The organism is Planosporangium spinosum, from assembly GCF_049999945.1.
Classification (GTDB): Bacteria; Actinomycetota; Actinomycetes; order Mycobacteriales; family Micromonosporaceae; genus Planosporangium; species Planosporangium spinosum.
The window spans coordinates 1-16,990 of the sequence record NZ_JBLYUB010000036.1 but is presented as its reverse complement, the minus strand read 5'-3'; the positions used below and the strand labels follow the sequence as shown (position 1 = coordinate 16,990).

The 16,990-nt window shown below is 69.6% G+C and carries 16 protein-coding genes; 5 read left to right on the top strand and 11 right to left on the bottom strand.

Annotation, left to right across the window (positions count from 1 at the left end; genetic code table 11):
- Positions 1-92: 92 nt before the first annotated feature.
- The 4 genes from ACNTMW_RS30935 to ACNTMW_RS30920 all read right to left on the bottom strand — a co-directional run bounded on the left by ACNTMW_RS30935 (position 93) and on the right by ACNTMW_RS30920 (position 2,838).
- Positions 93-1,127, bottom strand: coding sequence for a zeta toxin family protein (locus ACNTMW_RS30935; RefSeq protein ID WP_426637504.1), 1,035 nt, complete (start codon positions 1,125-1,127; stop codon positions 93-95).
- Positions 1,124-1,393 carry a hypothetical protein gene (locus ACNTMW_RS30930; protein WP_426637503.1) on the bottom strand — a complete coding sequence of 90 codons (270 nt, stop codon included), beginning with the start codon at positions 1,391-1,393 and terminating at the stop codon, positions 1,124-1,126. Before ACNTMW_RS30930 ends, ACNTMW_RS30935 begins: the two co-directional genes overlap by 4 nt.
- A 58-nt stretch (positions 1,394-1,451) precedes the next feature.
- The gene (locus tag ACNTMW_RS30925; RefSeq protein ID WP_426637502.1) at positions 1,452-2,522 is read right to left on the bottom strand and encodes a tyrosine-type recombinase/integrase; all 1,071 of its coding nucleotides are present in this window, start codon (positions 2,520-2,522) and stop codon (positions 1,452-1,454) included.
- A gap of 67 nt (positions 2,523-2,589) precedes the next feature.
- Positions 2,590-2,838, bottom strand: a complete 249-nt coding sequence (locus ACNTMW_RS30920) for a hypothetical protein (protein WP_426637501.1) — start codon at positions 2,836-2,838, stop codon at positions 2,590-2,592.
- A gap of 185 nt (positions 2,839-3,023) precedes the next feature.
- Here ACNTMW_RS30920 and ACNTMW_RS30915 point away from each other — a divergent pair, with 185 nt between their 5' ends.
- The 3 genes from ACNTMW_RS30915 to ACNTMW_RS30905 are packed head-to-tail and all read left to right on the top strand — an operon-like array spanning position 3,024 to position 4,157.
- Positions 3,024-3,557 (top strand): hypothetical protein, encoded by a 534-nt coding sequence (locus tag ACNTMW_RS30915; protein ID WP_426637500.1) that lies wholly within the window; start codon positions 3,024-3,026, stop codon positions 3,555-3,557.
- On the top strand, positions 3,550-3,771 hold the full coding sequence (locus tag ACNTMW_RS30910) for a hypothetical protein (protein ID WP_426637499.1): 222 nt from the start codon (positions 3,550-3,552) through the stop codon (positions 3,769-3,771). Before ACNTMW_RS30915 ends, ACNTMW_RS30910 begins: the two co-directional genes overlap by 8 nt.
- Positions 3,768-4,157: a hypothetical protein gene (locus ACNTMW_RS30905; RefSeq protein ID WP_426637498.1), complete on the top strand. Its 390-nt coding sequence runs from the start codon at positions 3,768-3,770 to the stop codon at positions 4,155-4,157. The genes ACNTMW_RS30910 and ACNTMW_RS30905 overlap by 4 nt, the downstream gene beginning before the upstream one ends.
- A gap of 85 nt (positions 4,158-4,242) precedes the next feature.
- Here ACNTMW_RS30905 and ACNTMW_RS30900 read toward each other — a convergent pair whose 3' ends face one another.
- Positions 4,243-4,731 carry a hypothetical protein gene (locus tag ACNTMW_RS30900; protein WP_426637496.1) on the bottom strand — a complete coding sequence of 163 codons (489 nt, stop codon included), beginning with the start codon at positions 4,729-4,731 and terminating at the stop codon, positions 4,243-4,245.
- A gap of 259 nt (positions 4,732-4,990) precedes the next feature.
- Between ACNTMW_RS30900 and ACNTMW_RS30895 the strand changes: the two genes are divergently transcribed.
- A complete protein-coding gene (locus ACNTMW_RS30895) occupies positions 4,991-5,941 on the top strand; it encodes a hypothetical protein (RefSeq protein WP_426637495.1) in 951 nt (316 codons plus the stop codon).
- Between the two features lie 266 nt (positions 5,942-6,207).
- On the opposite strand, the gene ACNTMW_RS30890 is transcribed toward ACNTMW_RS30895, so the two are convergent.
- From ACNTMW_RS30890 to ACNTMW_RS30880, 3 genes are all read right to left on the bottom strand, one after another.
- Positions 6,208-6,357: a hypothetical protein gene (locus ACNTMW_RS30890; protein WP_426637494.1), complete on the bottom strand. Its 150-nt coding sequence runs from the start codon at positions 6,355-6,357 to the stop codon at positions 6,208-6,210.
- A 986-nt stretch (positions 6,358-7,343) separates the two neighbouring features.
- Positions 7,344-7,775 carry a DUF6292 family protein gene (locus ACNTMW_RS30885; protein WP_426637493.1) on the bottom strand — a complete coding sequence of 144 codons (432 nt, stop codon included), beginning with the start codon at positions 7,773-7,775 and terminating at the stop codon, positions 7,344-7,346.
- Between the two features lie 29 nt (positions 7,776-7,804).
- Positions 7,805-13,363 carry a helicase-related protein gene (locus ACNTMW_RS30880; protein WP_426637492.1) on the bottom strand — a complete coding sequence of 1,853 codons (5,559 nt, stop codon included), beginning with the start codon at positions 13,361-13,363 and terminating at the stop codon, positions 7,805-7,807.
- A 637-nt stretch (positions 13,364-14,000) separates the two neighbouring features.
- Here ACNTMW_RS30880 and ACNTMW_RS30875 point away from each other — a divergent pair.
- Positions 14,001-15,419, top strand: a complete 1,419-nt coding sequence (locus ACNTMW_RS30875; protein ID WP_426637491.1) for a hypothetical protein — start codon at positions 14,001-14,003, stop codon at positions 15,417-15,419.
- Here ACNTMW_RS30875 and ACNTMW_RS30870 read toward each other — a convergent pair.
- The 3 genes from ACNTMW_RS30870 to ACNTMW_RS30860 all read right to left on the bottom strand — a co-directional run.
- Positions 15,355-15,681 carry a tyrosine-type recombinase/integrase gene (locus tag ACNTMW_RS30870; RefSeq protein ID WP_426637490.1) on the bottom strand — a complete coding sequence of 109 codons (327 nt, stop codon included), beginning with the start codon at positions 15,679-15,681 and terminating at the stop codon, positions 15,355-15,357. The genes ACNTMW_RS30875 and ACNTMW_RS30870 overlap by 65 nt on opposite strands.
- A gap of 90 nt (positions 15,682-15,771) precedes the next feature.
- Positions 15,772-16,041: a hypothetical protein gene (locus ACNTMW_RS30865; protein ID WP_426637489.1), complete on the bottom strand. Its 270-nt coding sequence runs from the start codon at positions 16,039-16,041 to the stop codon at positions 15,772-15,774.
- 88 nt (positions 16,042-16,129) lie between these two features.
- Positions 16,130-16,990: hypothetical protein (locus ACNTMW_RS30860; protein ID WP_426637488.1), on the bottom strand; the 861-nt coding region annotated here is incomplete at its 5' end.

The window sequence follows — 16,990 nt, the reverse complement described above, 5'->3', positions numbered from 1 at the left end:
GTGACTGCCGCGCCGCTTCCGGTCCTCGGCTGTGGACGGACCTGCTGTCCAGGTCGGTTGCCACTGACCCACCACGGCAGCCGCCGTGCTGGTTACCGGGCAGGACCGCGGTCGTCGCGTTCGTCCTGGCGCGTGAACCGGGTAGGGGGCGGCGTCAACGGCGGGGAGGCTCTGCGGAGCGCCTGCTGGGTCGGGGTGGACCAGGCTTGGGCAGCTCGGTGGGCAGGGTCAACGCTGGTGGTCGGGGCGGCTGATTCCGGGGAGTCGGCCCGGACAGCGTGTACCCGGTCACGGGCGTCGCGGACGACGGCGGCCAGTTCGCCGCGCAGCTCGACGCGCAGGTACCGAGCGAGCTCGTTCGCCGTGGTGACGACCTGGGTGGCCTCGTCAGGGGTCCACCCGCGGGCACGCTCGATCTCAATGGCGGCGCGGGTACCTGCCGTCTGGTCCCAGCCGGTCGCGGCGCGTTGGTTGGTGTAGAGCTGCTGGCCGTTGCGGTTGTAGACGTGCACGGCGTCGACCAGGTGCTCGCGGTCGATGCGGTCGACGGTGTCGAGCAGCCCGGTGTACGCGCGGCGCTGGGCGTCGGGCGGCACGTACCGGCCGATGCCCAGCTGGTCGCGCTGGCTCTGGTAGCGCGACAGCACGCCGAGTCGGCTGCGCACGTCGTCGACGGCGACCACGGCGACCTCGACCCGGTAGTCGGCCTGGCGGAACCGGTCGATCATTGTGGCGGCGGTGTCGGGGCTGCCGAGCGTGGCGGACACGACGACATCGACGTGGCGGGTGATGACGTAGTCGATGGCCATGCTGACCCACCGGGCGGCTTCCGGGTGGGCTCGGGCCGAGGCGGTGAGGTCGTCGGCGCGGGCTAGCTCGTCGTAGCGGGGGTGGTAGGGGCGCAGGTCGTCGGCGTCGATCGACACCGTGTCCTCGCGGCCCAACGCGGCAAGCAGGGCGGCCTGCGCGCGGGACTTGCCGGCGCCGGGCTGACCGGCCACGATCACTACGATCGGCTGTTCACTGGGCTGACCGCCGGCCAGCAGGTCCGGGACGATGTCCTGGACGAAGATGCGCGCAGCCTCAGCCTCGGTGAGCCGAGGCTCCTGGGGGTCGAGCTGGCTCACCGCAGGTTGCGGACCCGGTCCACCAGCGCCGGGTAGTCGGCCGCGATCCGGGCCAGGGTGGCGGTGTCGGTGGGGTCGAGCCGGCGTAGCTCGTCGGCGTAGCGGGACCGCTCCGCGCGCAGGCGATCGGCCTCGACGTCGTTGGCGCCGGCGATCCGGGCGCTGTAGGCGGCGATCAGGGTACGCAGCGTCTGCTGCGCCAGCTCGAACCGGTCGACCTCGTCGGCGTTCCAGTTACCCAGACCACCGCGTATTCCTCGGTCCATATTGGTCCTCCTATTTCGATCTTGACAGATGGGTGCGCGGTCGCCTGTCCGGAACCTGTCACGCGGCGCTGTCCCCGGCTGGGGCGGCGTCGGCCGGATCGTGCAGGAAGCGCTGCAGGACCAGCGCCGGGGAGTGGTCGAGACGGCCGGCCCGCCGGTCGTACCCGGCGGTGACGCGGGGGTCGCTGTGGCCGAGCAGCTCCTGAACCTGGTCGAGGGCCGCGCCGGCGTCACGCGAGAGGGTGGCGCAGGTGGCGCGCAGCACGTGCGGGCTCATCGTGACCTTGATTCCGGCGCGCTTGGCCAGCCGACGCAGCAGCCGCCACACCGCGCCCCGGTCGAGCCGGCCGCCGGTGACGGTGGCGAACAGCGGCCGGGCCGGGCGCACGCCGGCGAAGTGGGTCGGCAGCCGGTCGCCGGCCAGGTCGGGGCGGGAGGCCAGGTAGGGGTCGAGCCGGCGCAGCACGCTGGCCGGCAGCGGAACCACGTGCGGCTGCCCGCCCTTGGTAATGAACCGCAGTACCCGGTGGCCCCGGTCGTAGCCGAGCTGGTCGAGGTCGGCGTGGACCAGCTCGGACACCCGCAGTCCGCAGTACAGCAGCAGCGCGACGATCGCCGGGGTACGCAGGCCTGCGCCGCCGGTGTCGGCGTCCGCGGCGGCCAGTAGCCGCTCGGCCTCGTCGCGGGTGAGCGCGGCCGCCGAGGTCAGCGGTCGCATCTTCGGCTTGTTGCGGGCGTCCAGCGCGGTGGCTGGGTTGCCCGCCTCCGGGTTGCGGTGGCCGGTGGCGAGTAGCCACCGGTACCAGGCCGACACCGCGGCCAGCCGGCGGGCCCGCGTCGAGTTGCTCTCGCGCAGCTCCTCGCGCAGCCGCAGCCAGGCCGCGACGTGGGTGCGGGTCGGATCGACCACCGGTTCCAGGCCGGAGTTGTCGCAATAGGACAACCACTCGGCGAGGTCTCGGCGGTAGGCGTCGCGGGTGTGCTTCGAGGGGTACTCGACCAGCCACTGGCGCACCAGCGCGTCGACGTCCGGGCCGGCCGTCCGAGACGTTTCGGTTGCCGGCACGACTGCGTTGCCAGCGGGCAGGATCTCGCCGGCGAGCACCGGTGGGGCGGGTTGGTCGGTCACTGCTGTTCTTCCTCGCAGGTTCTGGCATCGCGGATGACGTGTACTCGCATGTACAGCTGGCGTACGGTCACCGGTCTTCCGGCCGGCCGGCGACCGGTGTCCTGGCTAGCCGGCGGGCGTAGCCGGTCGCCAGGGTGAGCAAGTCGGCGAGTTCGTGCCATGCTCCGGCGACCGCGTCGGGGCCGGCTGGGTGGGCGTCGGCCATGACTGCCTTGGTGAAGGCCCGGTTGATCTCGCCGCCTTGACCGAGTAGTTCATCCAGTCGGCCGATCAGGGCGATGGTGCCGGACTTGGCCGGCGGTTCATGGCTGTCCACGGCTTAGCTCCCGGTATATCGCTTTTATGCCAACCCGACGGTTTCAGCGTACGCGAGACGTGTGACAAAAAGGCCTCCATAACTTCCACTTATGGAGGCATGGAAGATCTGGTGCCAGTCTACTGCTTCTATATAGTTATTATGGAATGTATGGTACCGATGACGTTTCCGACCGAATGAGGAGCATGACCGACAGGGACCTCGCGCTGGTAGTCAACGTCCGTGGACGGTGGCCCGAGGTGCTGCGCGGCCAGAGCACGGTGGAGGAGGTGGTGCTCGGCGACTGGAATCTCGCCGACCGCGACATCAACCCCGCCCGGGTGGCCGCTGTCTTGGGCAGCAGGCAGCGCCAGATCGTCGCCGGGTTCACCGTCGCCGGCGACCCGATCGCCGTGGCCGGGTACGACCGCCCCCGGGTGCGGTTCCGGCCTGGCCGACGGCTGCACCATCTGGAGGGGTTGCCCTCCCCGTACAGCTGGCAGCGAGGGGAGATGTACCCAGTCGTGGATCTGCCGGTCGACGCCCTGGGCTTCGACCTCGACGACACCGCCACCACCGACCGCCGGGCCAATCTGGGCGGCTTCATCCTCACCCTCGACGCCGCCGGCGACGCCACCGTCCTCGCCCCGCCCGGCCGGGCAGTCACCGTCCGCACGTTGCCGACCAGCCCGGTCGGCGTAGCGCCAGGCCAGCCCGATGGGAGGCAGTCCGATGACTGACCAGGACACCGGCGGTATCCTCGAACACGTGACGACACCCGGCCCCGACCTGCGCGACGACACCGCCGCGATGCTGGAGACTGCCGGGATCACCGTCACCGCTGAGGGCAAGGCCGAGGCCCGTCGCAAGCGGCTCGCCGCCGCCGAGCGCCGCACCCCCGAGGTGCGTGAGGCCCTGCGCCGACAGCTCGGCCTGTCCGCCGACGCCGCGTGACCGGCCAGCCCCGGCCGATCCGCGTCATCCTCGACGCTTCCGCGATCCGCGACTTCACCCACGGCTCGGTCCATGTGGGCGAGACGCTCGCCGAGGTTGCCGACGACAGCGGCGCGGCCGGCCTACCGATCCTGTGCCTGGCCCAGGCGCGCTGGGCGATCACCGACACCGACCGGCTCGACCTGCTGGTCAACCACCACGCCACCACGCTGCTCGCCCCCGATCCCGAGGACTGGCAGGCGCTCGCCGCCACCTACGACATCGTCGGGCGCCTGGACGCCGCCGCCGCGGTGCTGGCGGCCATCGACCACGACTGCGACGTGCTCACCGCTCAGCCCGGCCTCTACGGCGGCCTCGCCGGCGGCGGACCGGTTATCCCGATCTGACCAGGTGCCGGGGAGGATCGGCACAGGCCCTCCCCGGCCGCGTGCCTGGAAGTCCGTAAAGGGACAGCCAGAGGTGGGTCCGGCGCTAGAAAAGTGGTTCGTCGTCGAACGGTGAGCGCGCCGGTTGCACCGACGCCCACGGATCGCCGAACTGCGAACTCGGTGCTGATGCAGAAATGGGGCTGGGGCGTGGCGGCAACGTGGGCAGGTCTGCCTCGTAGTGGTCAAGCGCGGCGTTCCAGCGCTCCTTCAGCGCGTCCTTGAACGTCGCGCTCGAGTTGTCCTCGGGCCATCGTTCTTCGCCTGTGCTCCTACCAGCGATGCCACAAAGGGCTTCCAGGATCGTCTCAACAGTGAGCCAGGTGCGCGGAACGCTGACGCCGGTAAGGACCCGGCGGATCGTCTCCGTGCTTGCGGTGCCAGGAAGGTCGCGAGAGTCAGCGTTGACCTGGATCCATGTGGCGATGACGCGCAGCGGAGGTCGGCCCGCCTCACGGTAGTGCATAAAAAACTCTTCGACAAAACTGCGGTGAGGGCCGTCAGGCAGTCGGCCTGTCGACGGCAGCCTCAACATCCTCGGCATCGGATCCCCCAGGACAGTCGGCACGCTATGACAACCGAAGTCTATCGAAAGCACGCTATGCCCCCGGTTGCCACAACCTTAACAACTGCTGCCTTATATCGCCTTAGAGTGAGGCCAGGAAATCCGATACGCAATTGTCGGGTATTCATCAACTGTGATTTATGTCTCCCAGCTTGGGGATAGTGACCCAGACTGCGGCAATTTAAAGTTACCCGCATCTATTAAATGCGCTACAGCGCTGGCAGATTGGATGCTTGTGACAGTCAAGCGAAACGTAGGCGTGGCCATTTCTGTGGTCGCATTTGTGACCGGAATTGCAGGAACCGCGCAGGCTGCGACATCGACAGCAGCGCCAACTCCGCTAACCAACCGGGTCAGCGCGGCGCTGGAGCGTGCCGACGCAAACCAGCAGTCCGGTCCAACCATTGCCAGCAACGGCGCAGTAACAATCGACACGGCGACCCCGGCTGCCAAGGTCAGCGCCGCCGGCGAAACTGTCACCATGACCCTGATGGGGGCCAATCATCGCCAAACCCAACCCTTGGGCGCAGGCCGCTCCTTCGGTGATGTCGCACGAGACACCGACACCGTCGTCCGGCCGACTGCCGGTGGCGCGCAGATCATCAATGTGCTGCGCACCCAGTCAGCTCCCACCACCCAGAGCTACCGCCTTGACCTGCCAGCAGGGGTAAAGCTGGTACCGACCGGCGCGGGCTTCACCCTCGTCGAGGAAAACACCGGAAAAATCACCGGGATGATTGAAGCGCCTTGGGCCAAGGACGCCACAGGACGGGACCTGCCGACCAACTACCAGGTCGACGGCTCCACCCTGGTGCAGCACACCGACGTGACCGGCGCTACGTTCCCGGTCGTAACTGACCCGAAGCTTAGCTACGGGTGGAACATATATCTCAACATGTGGGGCTACGAGGCACGGAGCTACGCGGTAGCAATCAGTGCGGCTGGTGGCACCGCCATCGTCGTGTCTTGCTCGACCATCGGCAAGATCCCGCACGCGGCACTGCGGTCGCTGGCCACAATGGCGTGTGGTGCCGTGTCCCTCAACCTGAAGACCCTGTTCCTGGCGCTGTACCGCATCGGCACGTCAATCGACGCGAGTGACTCCCGCTGCTTCCAGTTCAATCTCACTGACCAGTCGGGACAGCAGGGCGTCGTCGTAAACGACAACGAATGTAGGTAACGCCGCGAGAGGCTTACGCGAGTGGCGGCCACCGGTCCGGTGGCCGCCACTCGCGCATTCCGCACGCCGTCCGTTTACAGCGCGATTCTTAGACCCGGGATAAACGCGCAAAGCGACGAAGCACGAGAAAAACAGAATAGTAATGCACGGTCCGCTCCCCTAATGACCGGCCGAGTCGGCAGACTCCATATGAGTTCAGCCGTCCGTACTAGATCACCATTAGCCCGCGATGCTCGACCGCTAAGGGCCGCCCCCTAGCCAACCGACTATCGGTCGGCGGCGGCTCTCTTGCGGCGCCGGGAAACAACGAGGTCGGCGATGGCTATGGGGAGCATGACAAAGACGCCAATGGCCACGGCAAGCAGCGTCGAGATGTGCAGCATCATGCCGACAGCCACCATGGCAAGGAACGCCACGATGTAAGCGATACGGATCCCGTTGGTAGCGATGGCGTTGATGATAGACGACAGCGGCGCTGCCCCGCTGCCCCGCTCAGTATTCGGCCAGCGCCAGGTCGCGCGGGTGGCGGCTTAGCGCACCAGCTCGCACGCCGTCCCGGCCGAGATCACGCCGGCGGCCCAGGCCACCAGTGGGCGGTGGGTGTGTGCGTCGGCGGTGCACAGGATCCGCCAGGCATCGTCTCATACGGACACAGCGGTGCCGGTCATCGTTCCTCCCAGTCGCCTACGGCGCATGCGTCCGACGGCGCTTGCGCGAGGGATCGCGCGCCCGATGGGCGTGGCGGCGGGCTGCCCCGCCGCTCTTCTCAGCGCCGCGCACCGGCCGAGGAGGCTCGCGGTCAAGGGTCGAAGAGCAAAGGATCTTGGACGGATTTCCCAAGATGCTTTGCGGCCCTTGACCGGGAGTCGGCCGGTGCCAAGCTGAGGGCGCGCTAGGAAGAAGCGGGGGCGCGTAGCGCCATCGAGATCGCCGGCTTGCCGGCGCCGCTCGTCAGCCCCGACGTCGACTCGGTCGTCCGCGTCGCAGGCAGTGTTTGCCCCGTGGCCTGCGCTCTGGCCGGGGGAACAGATAGATCACGAGGGTCAACACGAGTCCGAGCCAGTCCGGCAGGGATGCCCAGTTGAGCACGACGAACTCCTTGGAGTCCGGCGGCACACACTCGTGACTACGAGCGCCCCGCGCTTCGTGACTGGGCATTAGGGGGCGAGGTCGTCAACCTTCTCTCGCGTGCCCCCGCCGGCAAGTTCGTCCTCGGCAGAGTTCCCCCGCGGATCCGCCACGAGCCTGCTCTACCGGTCGCCGCCCACACCTGACCCTGCCGGTCTTTTGCCTTACGGCACGTGTGGCCTTTCGAGGAGTCATGGTAGTTGCGCGATGCAAGGCAGGGGCGATGCCATCGATGGGTCCGGCATGTCGACGGCACCGTGCCGGGCGCTGAATTTCAGATGGTGGTAGGGGTGCCGTACGCGGCCAGCTCGGCCTCGAACTGTGCGTCGGCGCTGCCGGCGGTGCGGGCGGGGTCGATCTCGTCGTCGCCGTAGCTGGCGATCATGCCGGGGTTGATGAGCACGGCGGCGATCCAGTTGGCGACCTCGGTCGGGGTGGCGAGCACGCCCATGCCGAGATAGACGGGAGTGTTGGCGAGGCCAGTGTGTGGTTCGTAGTGCGCGACGTAGCGCCAGCCGCGTTCCTCGTCCCAGTGCAGCTCGACGTGGACGGCGTCGCCGAACGCCTCGACGGTGGCCTGTGGGTCGAGGCGCAGCCGGGCCTGGCGACGACCGGCCTCGGTGGTGGCGGCCGTGTCGACGAGCGGCACCTCGGCGGCCCGCACCGCGGTGGCGACGGCGGCGATGTAGGGCCCGTGGTCGGTCATGGCGTGACGGTAGCGCGCGGGTATGACGGTCATCGGGCCTCGCCTCGCTCCTGGGTGGGTTCGCCGGCGCGCACCGGCGCCGGCGCGGTGGGTGAAATCGCCGTGGCGGCGGGGGTGTTGGTGGCTGGGTAGGCGGCCGCGGCCCGTTGGGCGGCGTCGGCGGCCGGGGTCAGCTCGGCGAGCAGGTCCAGCTGCGGGCCGGCGGTGACGTCGCTGTGTGGCGGTGGGGCAGGCTGTGGCGGGGCGGACGCGAACAGGTCCAGCTGCTCGAACGCGGCGCTGGACGCCGGCGCGAACCCGCGCGGCGCTGCCGGCCGGCGGGCCGGGCGGGCCACGTGAGTGGGCTCCTCGCGGCGAGGCGTGGGCACCGGGATGGGCAGCGTCTCCGCGGTGGGGGTGGGCTTGCGGCCGGTGAACGCCGCGGCGGCGCGGGCCGCCGGCGACGGGGCGACCGTCTCGGCAGGAGTCGGCGGTGCAGGCTGTCCGACCTCAGCCGCGGGCGGCGCGGCTGGCGCCTCGGCGGCCACCGGCAGTGTTGCCGGCGGCGTATCGGTGGCCGGCGCGGCGGCAGTGTGCTCGTCGACCTGGTCGTGGTCGTCCGCGGCCGCCGCCTCGCTGGCGGCCGGGGCGGCGTCGATGACGATCGGCTCGGCCGGCAGCGCGGCGCGGGCCTGCGCCTGGGCCTCGGCGACGAGCAGCTCCAGCTCCTGCTCGGCAGTCAGTCGGGGTGGGGCGTCCGGGTCGGTGGCGTGGTCGGGGGTGTCGTCGTTGGCGGCCTCTTCGAGCGCGGCGGCGACCTGGTCGCGGCGGGCGCGGGCGGCGGCGAGCTCGTCGCTGTGGGCGAAGGGCTGGTCGAGGCGGGCCTGCGCGTCGGCGATGCGGGCGTGCAGGTCGGCGATGCGTTGGCGCAGCTCGTCGGCGGTGCCGGCGGCGCCGTCGACGGCGGTGGTGATGGCCTCCCGGATGCGCCAGTGCTGGCCCTTGTTGGTCCAGGTCTCGGTCAGCGGCACCTCGATCTCGTGGCGCCAGTCGGCCACCACCTTGGCGGTGAGAGTGGTTTTGCGCCACTGGCTGTGGTCGGCCTGGAAGGTGATCCGCAGGTCGCGCCAGGTCAGCGTCGGCCCGTACCGGCTGGTGGTGGCCTCGGTGACGGCGGCGGCGAGCCGGGCGGGCACGTCGTCGACGGCGATCGGCTGCCCGCCGGGGGTGTACCACGCCTGGTCGCGGCTGCCGGCCGCGCGGGCGGCGATCGCGGTCAGGGCGGCCACCCGCTGGTCGAGCACGCCGATCTGGCGCCGCCACGTCTCGATGTCGCCGCGCAGCCGCCGTTGATTGCGGGTGTGGGCGGTGGCCAGGTTGGTCAGCCGGGACACCTCGGCGTCGACCTCGGCCTTCTCCAGCAGCATCGGGTTGCCGGAGGCGAGGGCCTTGGCCTCGGCCGCGGACAGGGCGGCGTCGCTGATCTCCTCCATCTCCGAGTCGTCGTCATCGCCGTACAAGAACCCGTCGAGGCCCTTCTGCTTGCGCTCCAGGGTCTGCCACATATAGCTGTCGAAGCTGCCCTCGGTGACGTAGCGGGTGATGCCGACGGTGGGGTTGAGGTTGCCGGCCCGGATGCCGCGGCCTTCGCGTTGCTCGATCTCGGCGGGGCGCCAGGTCGGGTCGACGTGGTGCATGTGCGTGACCCGGGTCTGCACGTTGGTGCCCACGCCCAGCTTGTCGCTGCTGCCGATGAGCACCGATACCTCGCCGGCGCGGCAGGAGCTGAACAGGGCGGCCTTAGCGGTGTCGGTGGTGGCCTGGTGGATGAACCGGATCCGGGTGGCCGGGATGCCGCCGGCGACCAGCCCGGCGCGGATCTTGCCATAGGCCTGGTCTCCCTTCTTGGCGTTCGGGGTGCCCAGGTCGCAGAAGATGATTTGCAGGCCGCCGCGGCGGTCCGTGCCCTCGTCGCCGGGCAACTGCAGGTCCTTGGTGGCGTGGTAGTTGGCCACCACCTGGCGCACCACGGCGTCGACCTTGCCGGGGTGGGGGTCGGGGATGCCGACCAGCTCCATGTCCAGGGCAGCTTTGCGCCCGTCGGAGCAGATTTTGAGCATGTTGTCGGTGCGGTTGCCCGAGATCCGGTCGGCGCGTTCGCCCAGCCAGCGCACGTAGGCGCGCTGCAACGGTGATCCGGGGATCGCCTCGATGGTGTAGACGGGGTCCGGGCGGCTTAGGTTGAGCCCGGCGACGGCCCGGATGTCGGCGACCTCGGACAGCATCAGCCGCAGGTCGGCCTTGTTGACCAGCCCGGTCGGGCGGGTCTTGAGCCGGAAGCTGGCCCCGTCCGGGGCGATCTCGATGCCGGTCTCGAACTTCACGTACGTGCGGGCCCAGGCGTCCGGGTGCGCCAGGTCCAGCTCCTCAAGGCGTTCCGGTTGCAGGTAGTGCTGCCAGACGAACACCTCGATCAGGCTGTTGGGCACCGGGGTCCCGGTGTACATGACCGCGCGGCCGCCGCGTTCGCGCAGCCAGTTGAGCTTGAGGTCCAGGTCGGTGGCACGCTTGGACGGGGCGATCTGGAAGCCCTCGGTGGTCGCGCCCAGGAACAGGTTCTTGAAGTAGTGCGCCTCGTCGACCTGAATGAAGTCCACGCCGAGGTGCTCGAAGTACACGCCGTCGTCGGTGGCGTGGGCCAGCCGGTCCTGGGCGTGGGCCTCCATCCGGTCGATCTGCTTGGCGATCTGCTTGATGCGCCGCGACCCGTCGTCGGGGTGGTTGGCCAGGGCCTCGCGCAGCCGGGCGGCCATGTCGTTGACGTAGTCGGCCTGGGTGCGCGGGTGCACCGGCAGTGCGGCGAACGCCTGGTGGGTCATCACCACCGCGTCCCAGTCGCCGGTAGCGCAGCGGGCGGCGAACAGCTTGCGTGCCCGGGCGTCCTTGAGGTCGTCCTTGGTGGTCATCAGGATCTGCGCGCCGGGCAGGAACCGGGCGCCGTCGCGGGCGATCTGCTCCAACAGGTGGTTCGGCACGATGATCAGTGGCTTGCGGGCCAGCCCGAGCTGCTTGGCCTTGACCGCGGTGAGGAACATCGTCAGCGTCTTGCCGGCGCCGACACCGTGCCCGCACAGCGTCATCGGCGTGGCCAGGGACCGGGCGACCATGTCCAGCTGGTGCGGGTACGGCGTGGCGTCGGCGGCCAGCCCGGGGAAGGTCAGGTGGGCGCCGGTGAACCGGCGCGGCACGTGCGAGCGGAACCGCCGGTTGTACTCGGCCACCAGCCGGTCGGTGCGCTCCGGGTCCTCCCACACCCACTGGCCGAACCGCTCGCGCAGCGCCTGCTGGCGCTCGACGGCCAACAGCGTCTCATCCTGGTTGCGTACCCGCCGCTCGCGGCCCTCGTCGTCGACGACCGTGTCGTACACCGTCGCCGGCTGGCCGTTGAGCGCCAGCTCCACCAGCCGGTAGGCGTCGACGCGGTCGGTGCCCCACTCGGTGGTGGCCGCGGCCGGCATGTTCCCCGCCCGCGGCCCGGCCACCTCCCAGGTGGCGGTGACCCGCTCGTAGCTCACCCGGCAGCGGCCGCCGATGACCTCGCCGATGAACGCCTGCACGTCGCTGGCCGGGATCCAGGACGCGCCCAGCCGGGGTCGGATCCACTCCGGGCCCCGGTCTGCCGGCAGCACCTTCTCCAGCGCGGCGACGTTGCGCGCCCACCGCTCCGGGTCGGCCTCGGCCGCGGCGCGGGAGGCCTCCAGCTTGGCTCGCACGTTGCCCGACAGGTACTCGTCGCTGGTGATCCACTCCCCCGTGGCTGGGTCGGCGTACACCAGGTCGCCAAGCTCGGCCGGCGCGTTGGCGACGTCGATGTTCAGCAGCCTGGCCACGGTGGGCAGGTCCAGCCGACCGTGCTCGTCCAGGCACAGCGCCAGCGCCTCGGCGGCGGTCTCGGCTCGCTCGACGCGTTCGGCCGGCTTGTTGACCCGCCTGGTCAGGATCGGTGCCTTGGTGGCGGTGGCGGTGTCGTCGTCCCAAATCTCCAGCGCCAGCACCGTGGCGTAGTCCGGGTCGCGGCGGAACCCGCCCATCGCCGGTCGGCGGCGGCTGACCGTGGCGAACCCGGTCTCCGGGTCCGGCTCGCCGCTGACCAGGGTGCAACGGTTGAGTGGCCCGTAGGCGGCGACGTAGGCGTCGTAGAGGCGTTCCAGCCGTTGCCGCATCGGGGTGAGCGCCTCGTCCGGGCGGCTGTGGTCGGCCTCGGCCGCCAGCAGCTCGGTCACCGCGTCGCGCAGCTGGCACAGCGCGGTCAGCTCGGCGAGGGCCTTGCCCGACAGCGGCCGTTCCTCGCCCTGGCGGCGCTCGGTGACAGCCACCAGCTGCCCGTCGACGACCTGCATCGCAGCGCCGTCGATGATGTGGAACGAGCCCTCCTTGCGGCCGTCGTCGCGGGTGGACAGCGCGGTCAGCGGCGCCGGTGCCGGGTCGACGTCGTGGGCCAGTCCGGCGCCGACCGCTTCGGCGACGATCCGGTCGGCGGCCGCGGCCAGGTCGATCTCAAGGGACGGCGCGCCGTCGGGCCGGGTGACGGCCAGGTTGAACCCGTAGCGCACTGCGGTGTCGGGCGTCAGCTCGCCGAGCACCATCTCCGGCCGGGCCAGCAGCCAGGCGTTGACCCGCCGCTCGACCTCGCTGTACGGGATGTCGGGGTGGTCGGCGAACGGGTCGGCGGTGTCCATCCACGCCTGTGGGTCGCGGGCGGCCTCGCCCGGCTTGCGCCGGCGCAGCACCAGGATGTCGGTGACCGCCCGGGTGCCGCCGGGCTCCAACGCCGTGCCGGGCAGCCGGATCGCGCCGAGCAGGTCGGCGTCCTCGGCGAACGCCGCCCGGGCGGCCGGGTCAGCGGCGTCCAGGGTGTAACGGGAGGTGATGAGCACCGCCACGCCGCCGGGACGCAGCGCCTGGATCGAGCGCCAGATGAAGTAGTTGTGGATGCCGTCGGTGACCGGCTTGGGCGCCGCCGGGTCGTAGACGGTCACGTCCCCGAACGGCACGTTGCCGATCACCGCGTCGACCGACGCCGCGGCCAGCCGGGCCCGCTCCAACCGCTCATTGACCACCTCGGCATCCGGGTGCAGCAGCGCGGCGATACGGGCGGTGGTCGGGTCCCGCTCCACCCCCAGCCATCGCACCTGGCCGGTCAGCTCGGCCGGGGTGGTGGCCATGAACGCGCCCGCCCCGCAGCCAGGCTCCAGCACCCGGCCGCCGGCGAAGCCCAGGCCGTGCAGGATGCGCCAGGCTCCGTCGGCGACCTCGGCCGGGGTGTAGAAAGCGTTGTAGGTAGCCTGCTCGGCCTCGCGGATCGCCTCGGGCGGAAGCAGGTAGCGCAGCCGCTGCCCGATCTCGGCCCACGTGCCGCCCACCCCGGGTTGCAGCGCCGGCGCGAGCGGCCCCCAGCCGGGCCAGCCGCGCAGCGCCGCCAGGTCGTCGTCGGTGGGTGGCTGGCCGGACTCGGTCAGCCGGTCGAGCGTCTCCAGCGCGGTGAGCGCGAACCGTGCGCGTGCGATCGGGCCAAGCGTCGACCTGGCCGGTTCCTCCCCCGTGGCCATGAATCGACCTTGGCCTAACCGTGCAACCGCCGGCAACCCCGTTTGTCGGCATGTCGTGACTTGGGCTTCGTTGGAGTGCAAATGGCCAAGGCGCTGACCGGAAGTCCGCAAGGTACGGACAAACAGTGACGAGCCTGACTGCCCGCCCGTACCTTACGGATCCCAGTGGCGCAGGTAAGACTGCCTCGGTCTTGCTGGACAGCCCAGTCAGTGGCGGATACCGAAGAGAAGCATCAGCAAGCGCCAGGCGCGCGTTCGCCGGCTTCGGTCGGCTGACCACAGGTATACCGCCCCCAATGCTCCAACCATCACAGCAGGCAGGAGCGCAACCAGGGTCGGATCGGTCATGGCTAAGAAGATCCCTTCGATGAGAGAGCAGACCGCTATGACACCCACATCGGTTTGGCACGTTGGCGACGTAGAGCGTCATGAAAGCGGAGCCGGGCCGGTGGCGCGGTGACTCCATCCTGATGCACCTCACCAGCGACGTTTACGATCCGTGACGACGGCTTACAACACAAAACCGATCTTTACGAACACTGACGATGACTCACCCGCTAGGCTGCGGGGGGGGTCGCGCCCGTTTACAAGTTCTGACACTCTGATCGGGTACGCCGTAATCAAGGAAGAGCATCGCGTGACCGACCTGAACGGGGAACCCGACCAACCCAATCCGCTGGACCAGTTGCGGTTCCGAATTAAGCGCCTGCACCGCGAACACGGAGAGCCGAGCACTCGGGTTCTCGCTCAACGAACTCAGGTAATTAGCCACAGTACGGTGCATTCCGTGCTGCGATGCGAAAAGTTACCCAATTACGGACATCTTGAAGTAGTCGTGATGGCTCTCGCTGGCGACGGCGACATCGTCAAAGAGTTCCAGAAGTTGTGGGTCGCTGCCCGCGACTTCGAAGATCCGCCGAATCGCAGTGCTTCCGAACAGGAGGCCACTGATCCTGCTGCCGAACTGGACCAAGAGCTAGCCGGTAAACGTCAAGCACGTGCGGTTCCAAACTCCAAGGCTGCCCGCGAACTGGATGCCGAGACTTCAGCGTGGGTCACCGGGCTGACCGGACAACTCGAGTACGCCGCACGCTTGGTCGTGGGAGCCTGGGACGGCAAGCTTGACCAGCGCGGCAAGGAGCACTGGGAGTGGGCTAGCTACGTCGCGGAGAAGGCTGAGAACGCCGAGAGGGCCGCACGTGAGATCGTGCGGTCAATACACGTCGCAAAGGGCTGGCCAGTCCCAGAGGAGCCTAAGAAGGCACTCGACAAGACGGGCTACGGCGAGGGAGACCAGCCCGCGATTCGTCGCGCCCGCGACCAAAGCGATGGCTACTTGGCATATCCGTGCTACTTCTGTGGCACGCAGATGCTTAGGCGGTCCTACGGTGACAGGGAGCAAGACCCATTTCGAGTCGAACTCTACTGCGACAACCCAGATTGCGAAGCACGAGAGATCATCGTTCTCGTGCGTCGCGGCCTAGGCACTCACTTGCGTGCTGACGTTCGTGCGCTAAGGGACCTGGATGATTCGGGCGAGCCCCGGGACGCGCCACCCCAACCGCAAAAAGATGCCATGGGTGATCTCCGATTTGACCCCTCGGTACGATTCCCGAGGATGAGGTCAACCAACGAACCACCCCAAACGCTGTCCACCCTCGGCTCGGGACGTCTTTCTGCAGCAACACCGCAGGCCCGCGCGGTGGTGCTGCACAACCCTGGATGCGGCGGTACCCAATTTGTGGCGGTGAGGGACTACCAGGTGACCGTCGGGAATTACGGCGATCAACCAATCTTCAAGGTGCAGAGCTGTCTTTGGTTTCCTGTTGACGACGTGATGCTTCCGCACCCAAACAATCCCAAGCCTCTGCCTGTCCTAAAAGCCGACGATCAGCATTTGTTGACCTGGAACCTGAAGGACCTTCCTGTCGCCTGGCCCTTCGGAATGCCATCCGATGAGCTACCGAGCCTATTTGAGCTCCAAGTGGACTTTACTGACCGCGACGGCACCCACTGGTTGATCGAACTAGATAAAGAACCACGTCGTATAGATTGATGGCTCCGCCATAGCTGCCTCTCAGGTTGTGGTCAGCAGGTCCGACGGAGCCTACTCGAAGACGCGCTCGACGATGGCTGCCTGTTCGGCGGAGCCGGCCCGGAAGTACCCGGGCGGTGGTGTCCAGGGAGCTGTAGCCGAGCAGTGCTTGGACTTGGGCGGGGTCGGCGCCGCCTTGGCGGAGTCGGGTGGCGTAGGTGTGACGCAGCCGGTGCGGGCGCAGGCCGGGGAGGCCAGCGGCGGCGCCGCACAGCAGCGGCACTACCCCTCGGTCTGGTCAGTAGGTTCGGCTACGGTCGGGTGGGCGTCGGCGGCAGCCATCATGACGGCGTCGTGCCACCACCACGCCTCATCACCGACCCACAGGCAGGGCGCGCTCGTGGACCGGTCGTCGCGCACGCGCTGCAGTTCTACCCCAGCCATGAGCACCCGGATCGTGGTGCTGTTGGCGGCCGGCAACAGGTAGCCGTACCTGCCGTCCCCGGTCGGCTTCCGGGTCGCGGATCGGGTCGCCGGCCAGCTGGCCGCCCTGCTCCATCACGGCGACGACGAAGACCTTGATGTTCGCCGCCGCAGCGGCTTCGGTGGCGTTGTCGACCGGACGAGCACCGGGATTGATCATGGTGCCACGGTAGGCCCGCACACTGATAACCCGCAGGTTGCGGGCACGGGTGATAGCCGCTCGTCACCCCTGCGGGTGACGTCAACGGTCATCGTCCGCCGGGCTCGCGCGGCAGCGCCCGGGCCGTGCCGCGGGTCTGAGTCACCGGCCGGGCCACAGTGCGTGCCGGCCGTGCTGCCCCCGGGCTGGTGGCGGCGGTCGCCGCGGTGGCGGCCTCGGCGACGGCGGTGTCGGTGCGGTCTGGGTAGCCCTGGGCGACGATCTGGGCGGCGCGTTCCTCGTGGCTGGCGGCCCGGTCGGCGTCGCGTTCGGCGGCCGCGTACGCGGTGTCAGCCCGGTCAGCAGCCGCCCGGGCGGTTTGGTCGTCGCCGGCCGCGTGCGCCGCGCCGGCGCGCTCGCGCCAGTCCCCGTCAATGGTGCGCTGGTCGCGTTCGTCGGCCCGCGCACCGGCGGCCTGGGCGCGTTCGGCGGCAGCCATGTCTGTGACCGCGTCGTCCATCACCCGGTAGGCGTACGCCGCCGGCGTGTGGGCCCGGTCGATGAAGCTCGGGACGGCACGCAGCATCGCCTGCACGTCGTAGCCGGCCCGGTCGAGCTGGTCGAGCTTGTACGCCAGCACCGGCCACGCCTCGCTGGCGATGACCTTCTCGGCGCGCTCGGCCGGCCACGCCGCCCGCACATGGCCGGCCATCTCTTCCTGCCGGCGGGCCGCCTCGGCACGCCGGGCGGCCCGCGCCTCCTGCCGTGCGCGGGCCTGCTCGGCCGTGTCCACGTCCGGGTCGGAGGCGGTCTGCTGCTCGTCGACGTCGTCGTCGACGAGCCCGTCGACGGGTTCGTCCAGGGCCGCCGCGCGGTCGAGCGCCTCCGACAGCCAGGCCACGTCGTCGGGCCGGTCCCCGGCGTCGACGTCGACGGTGACCCCACGCTCGGCGAGCCGCTCGACCACCAC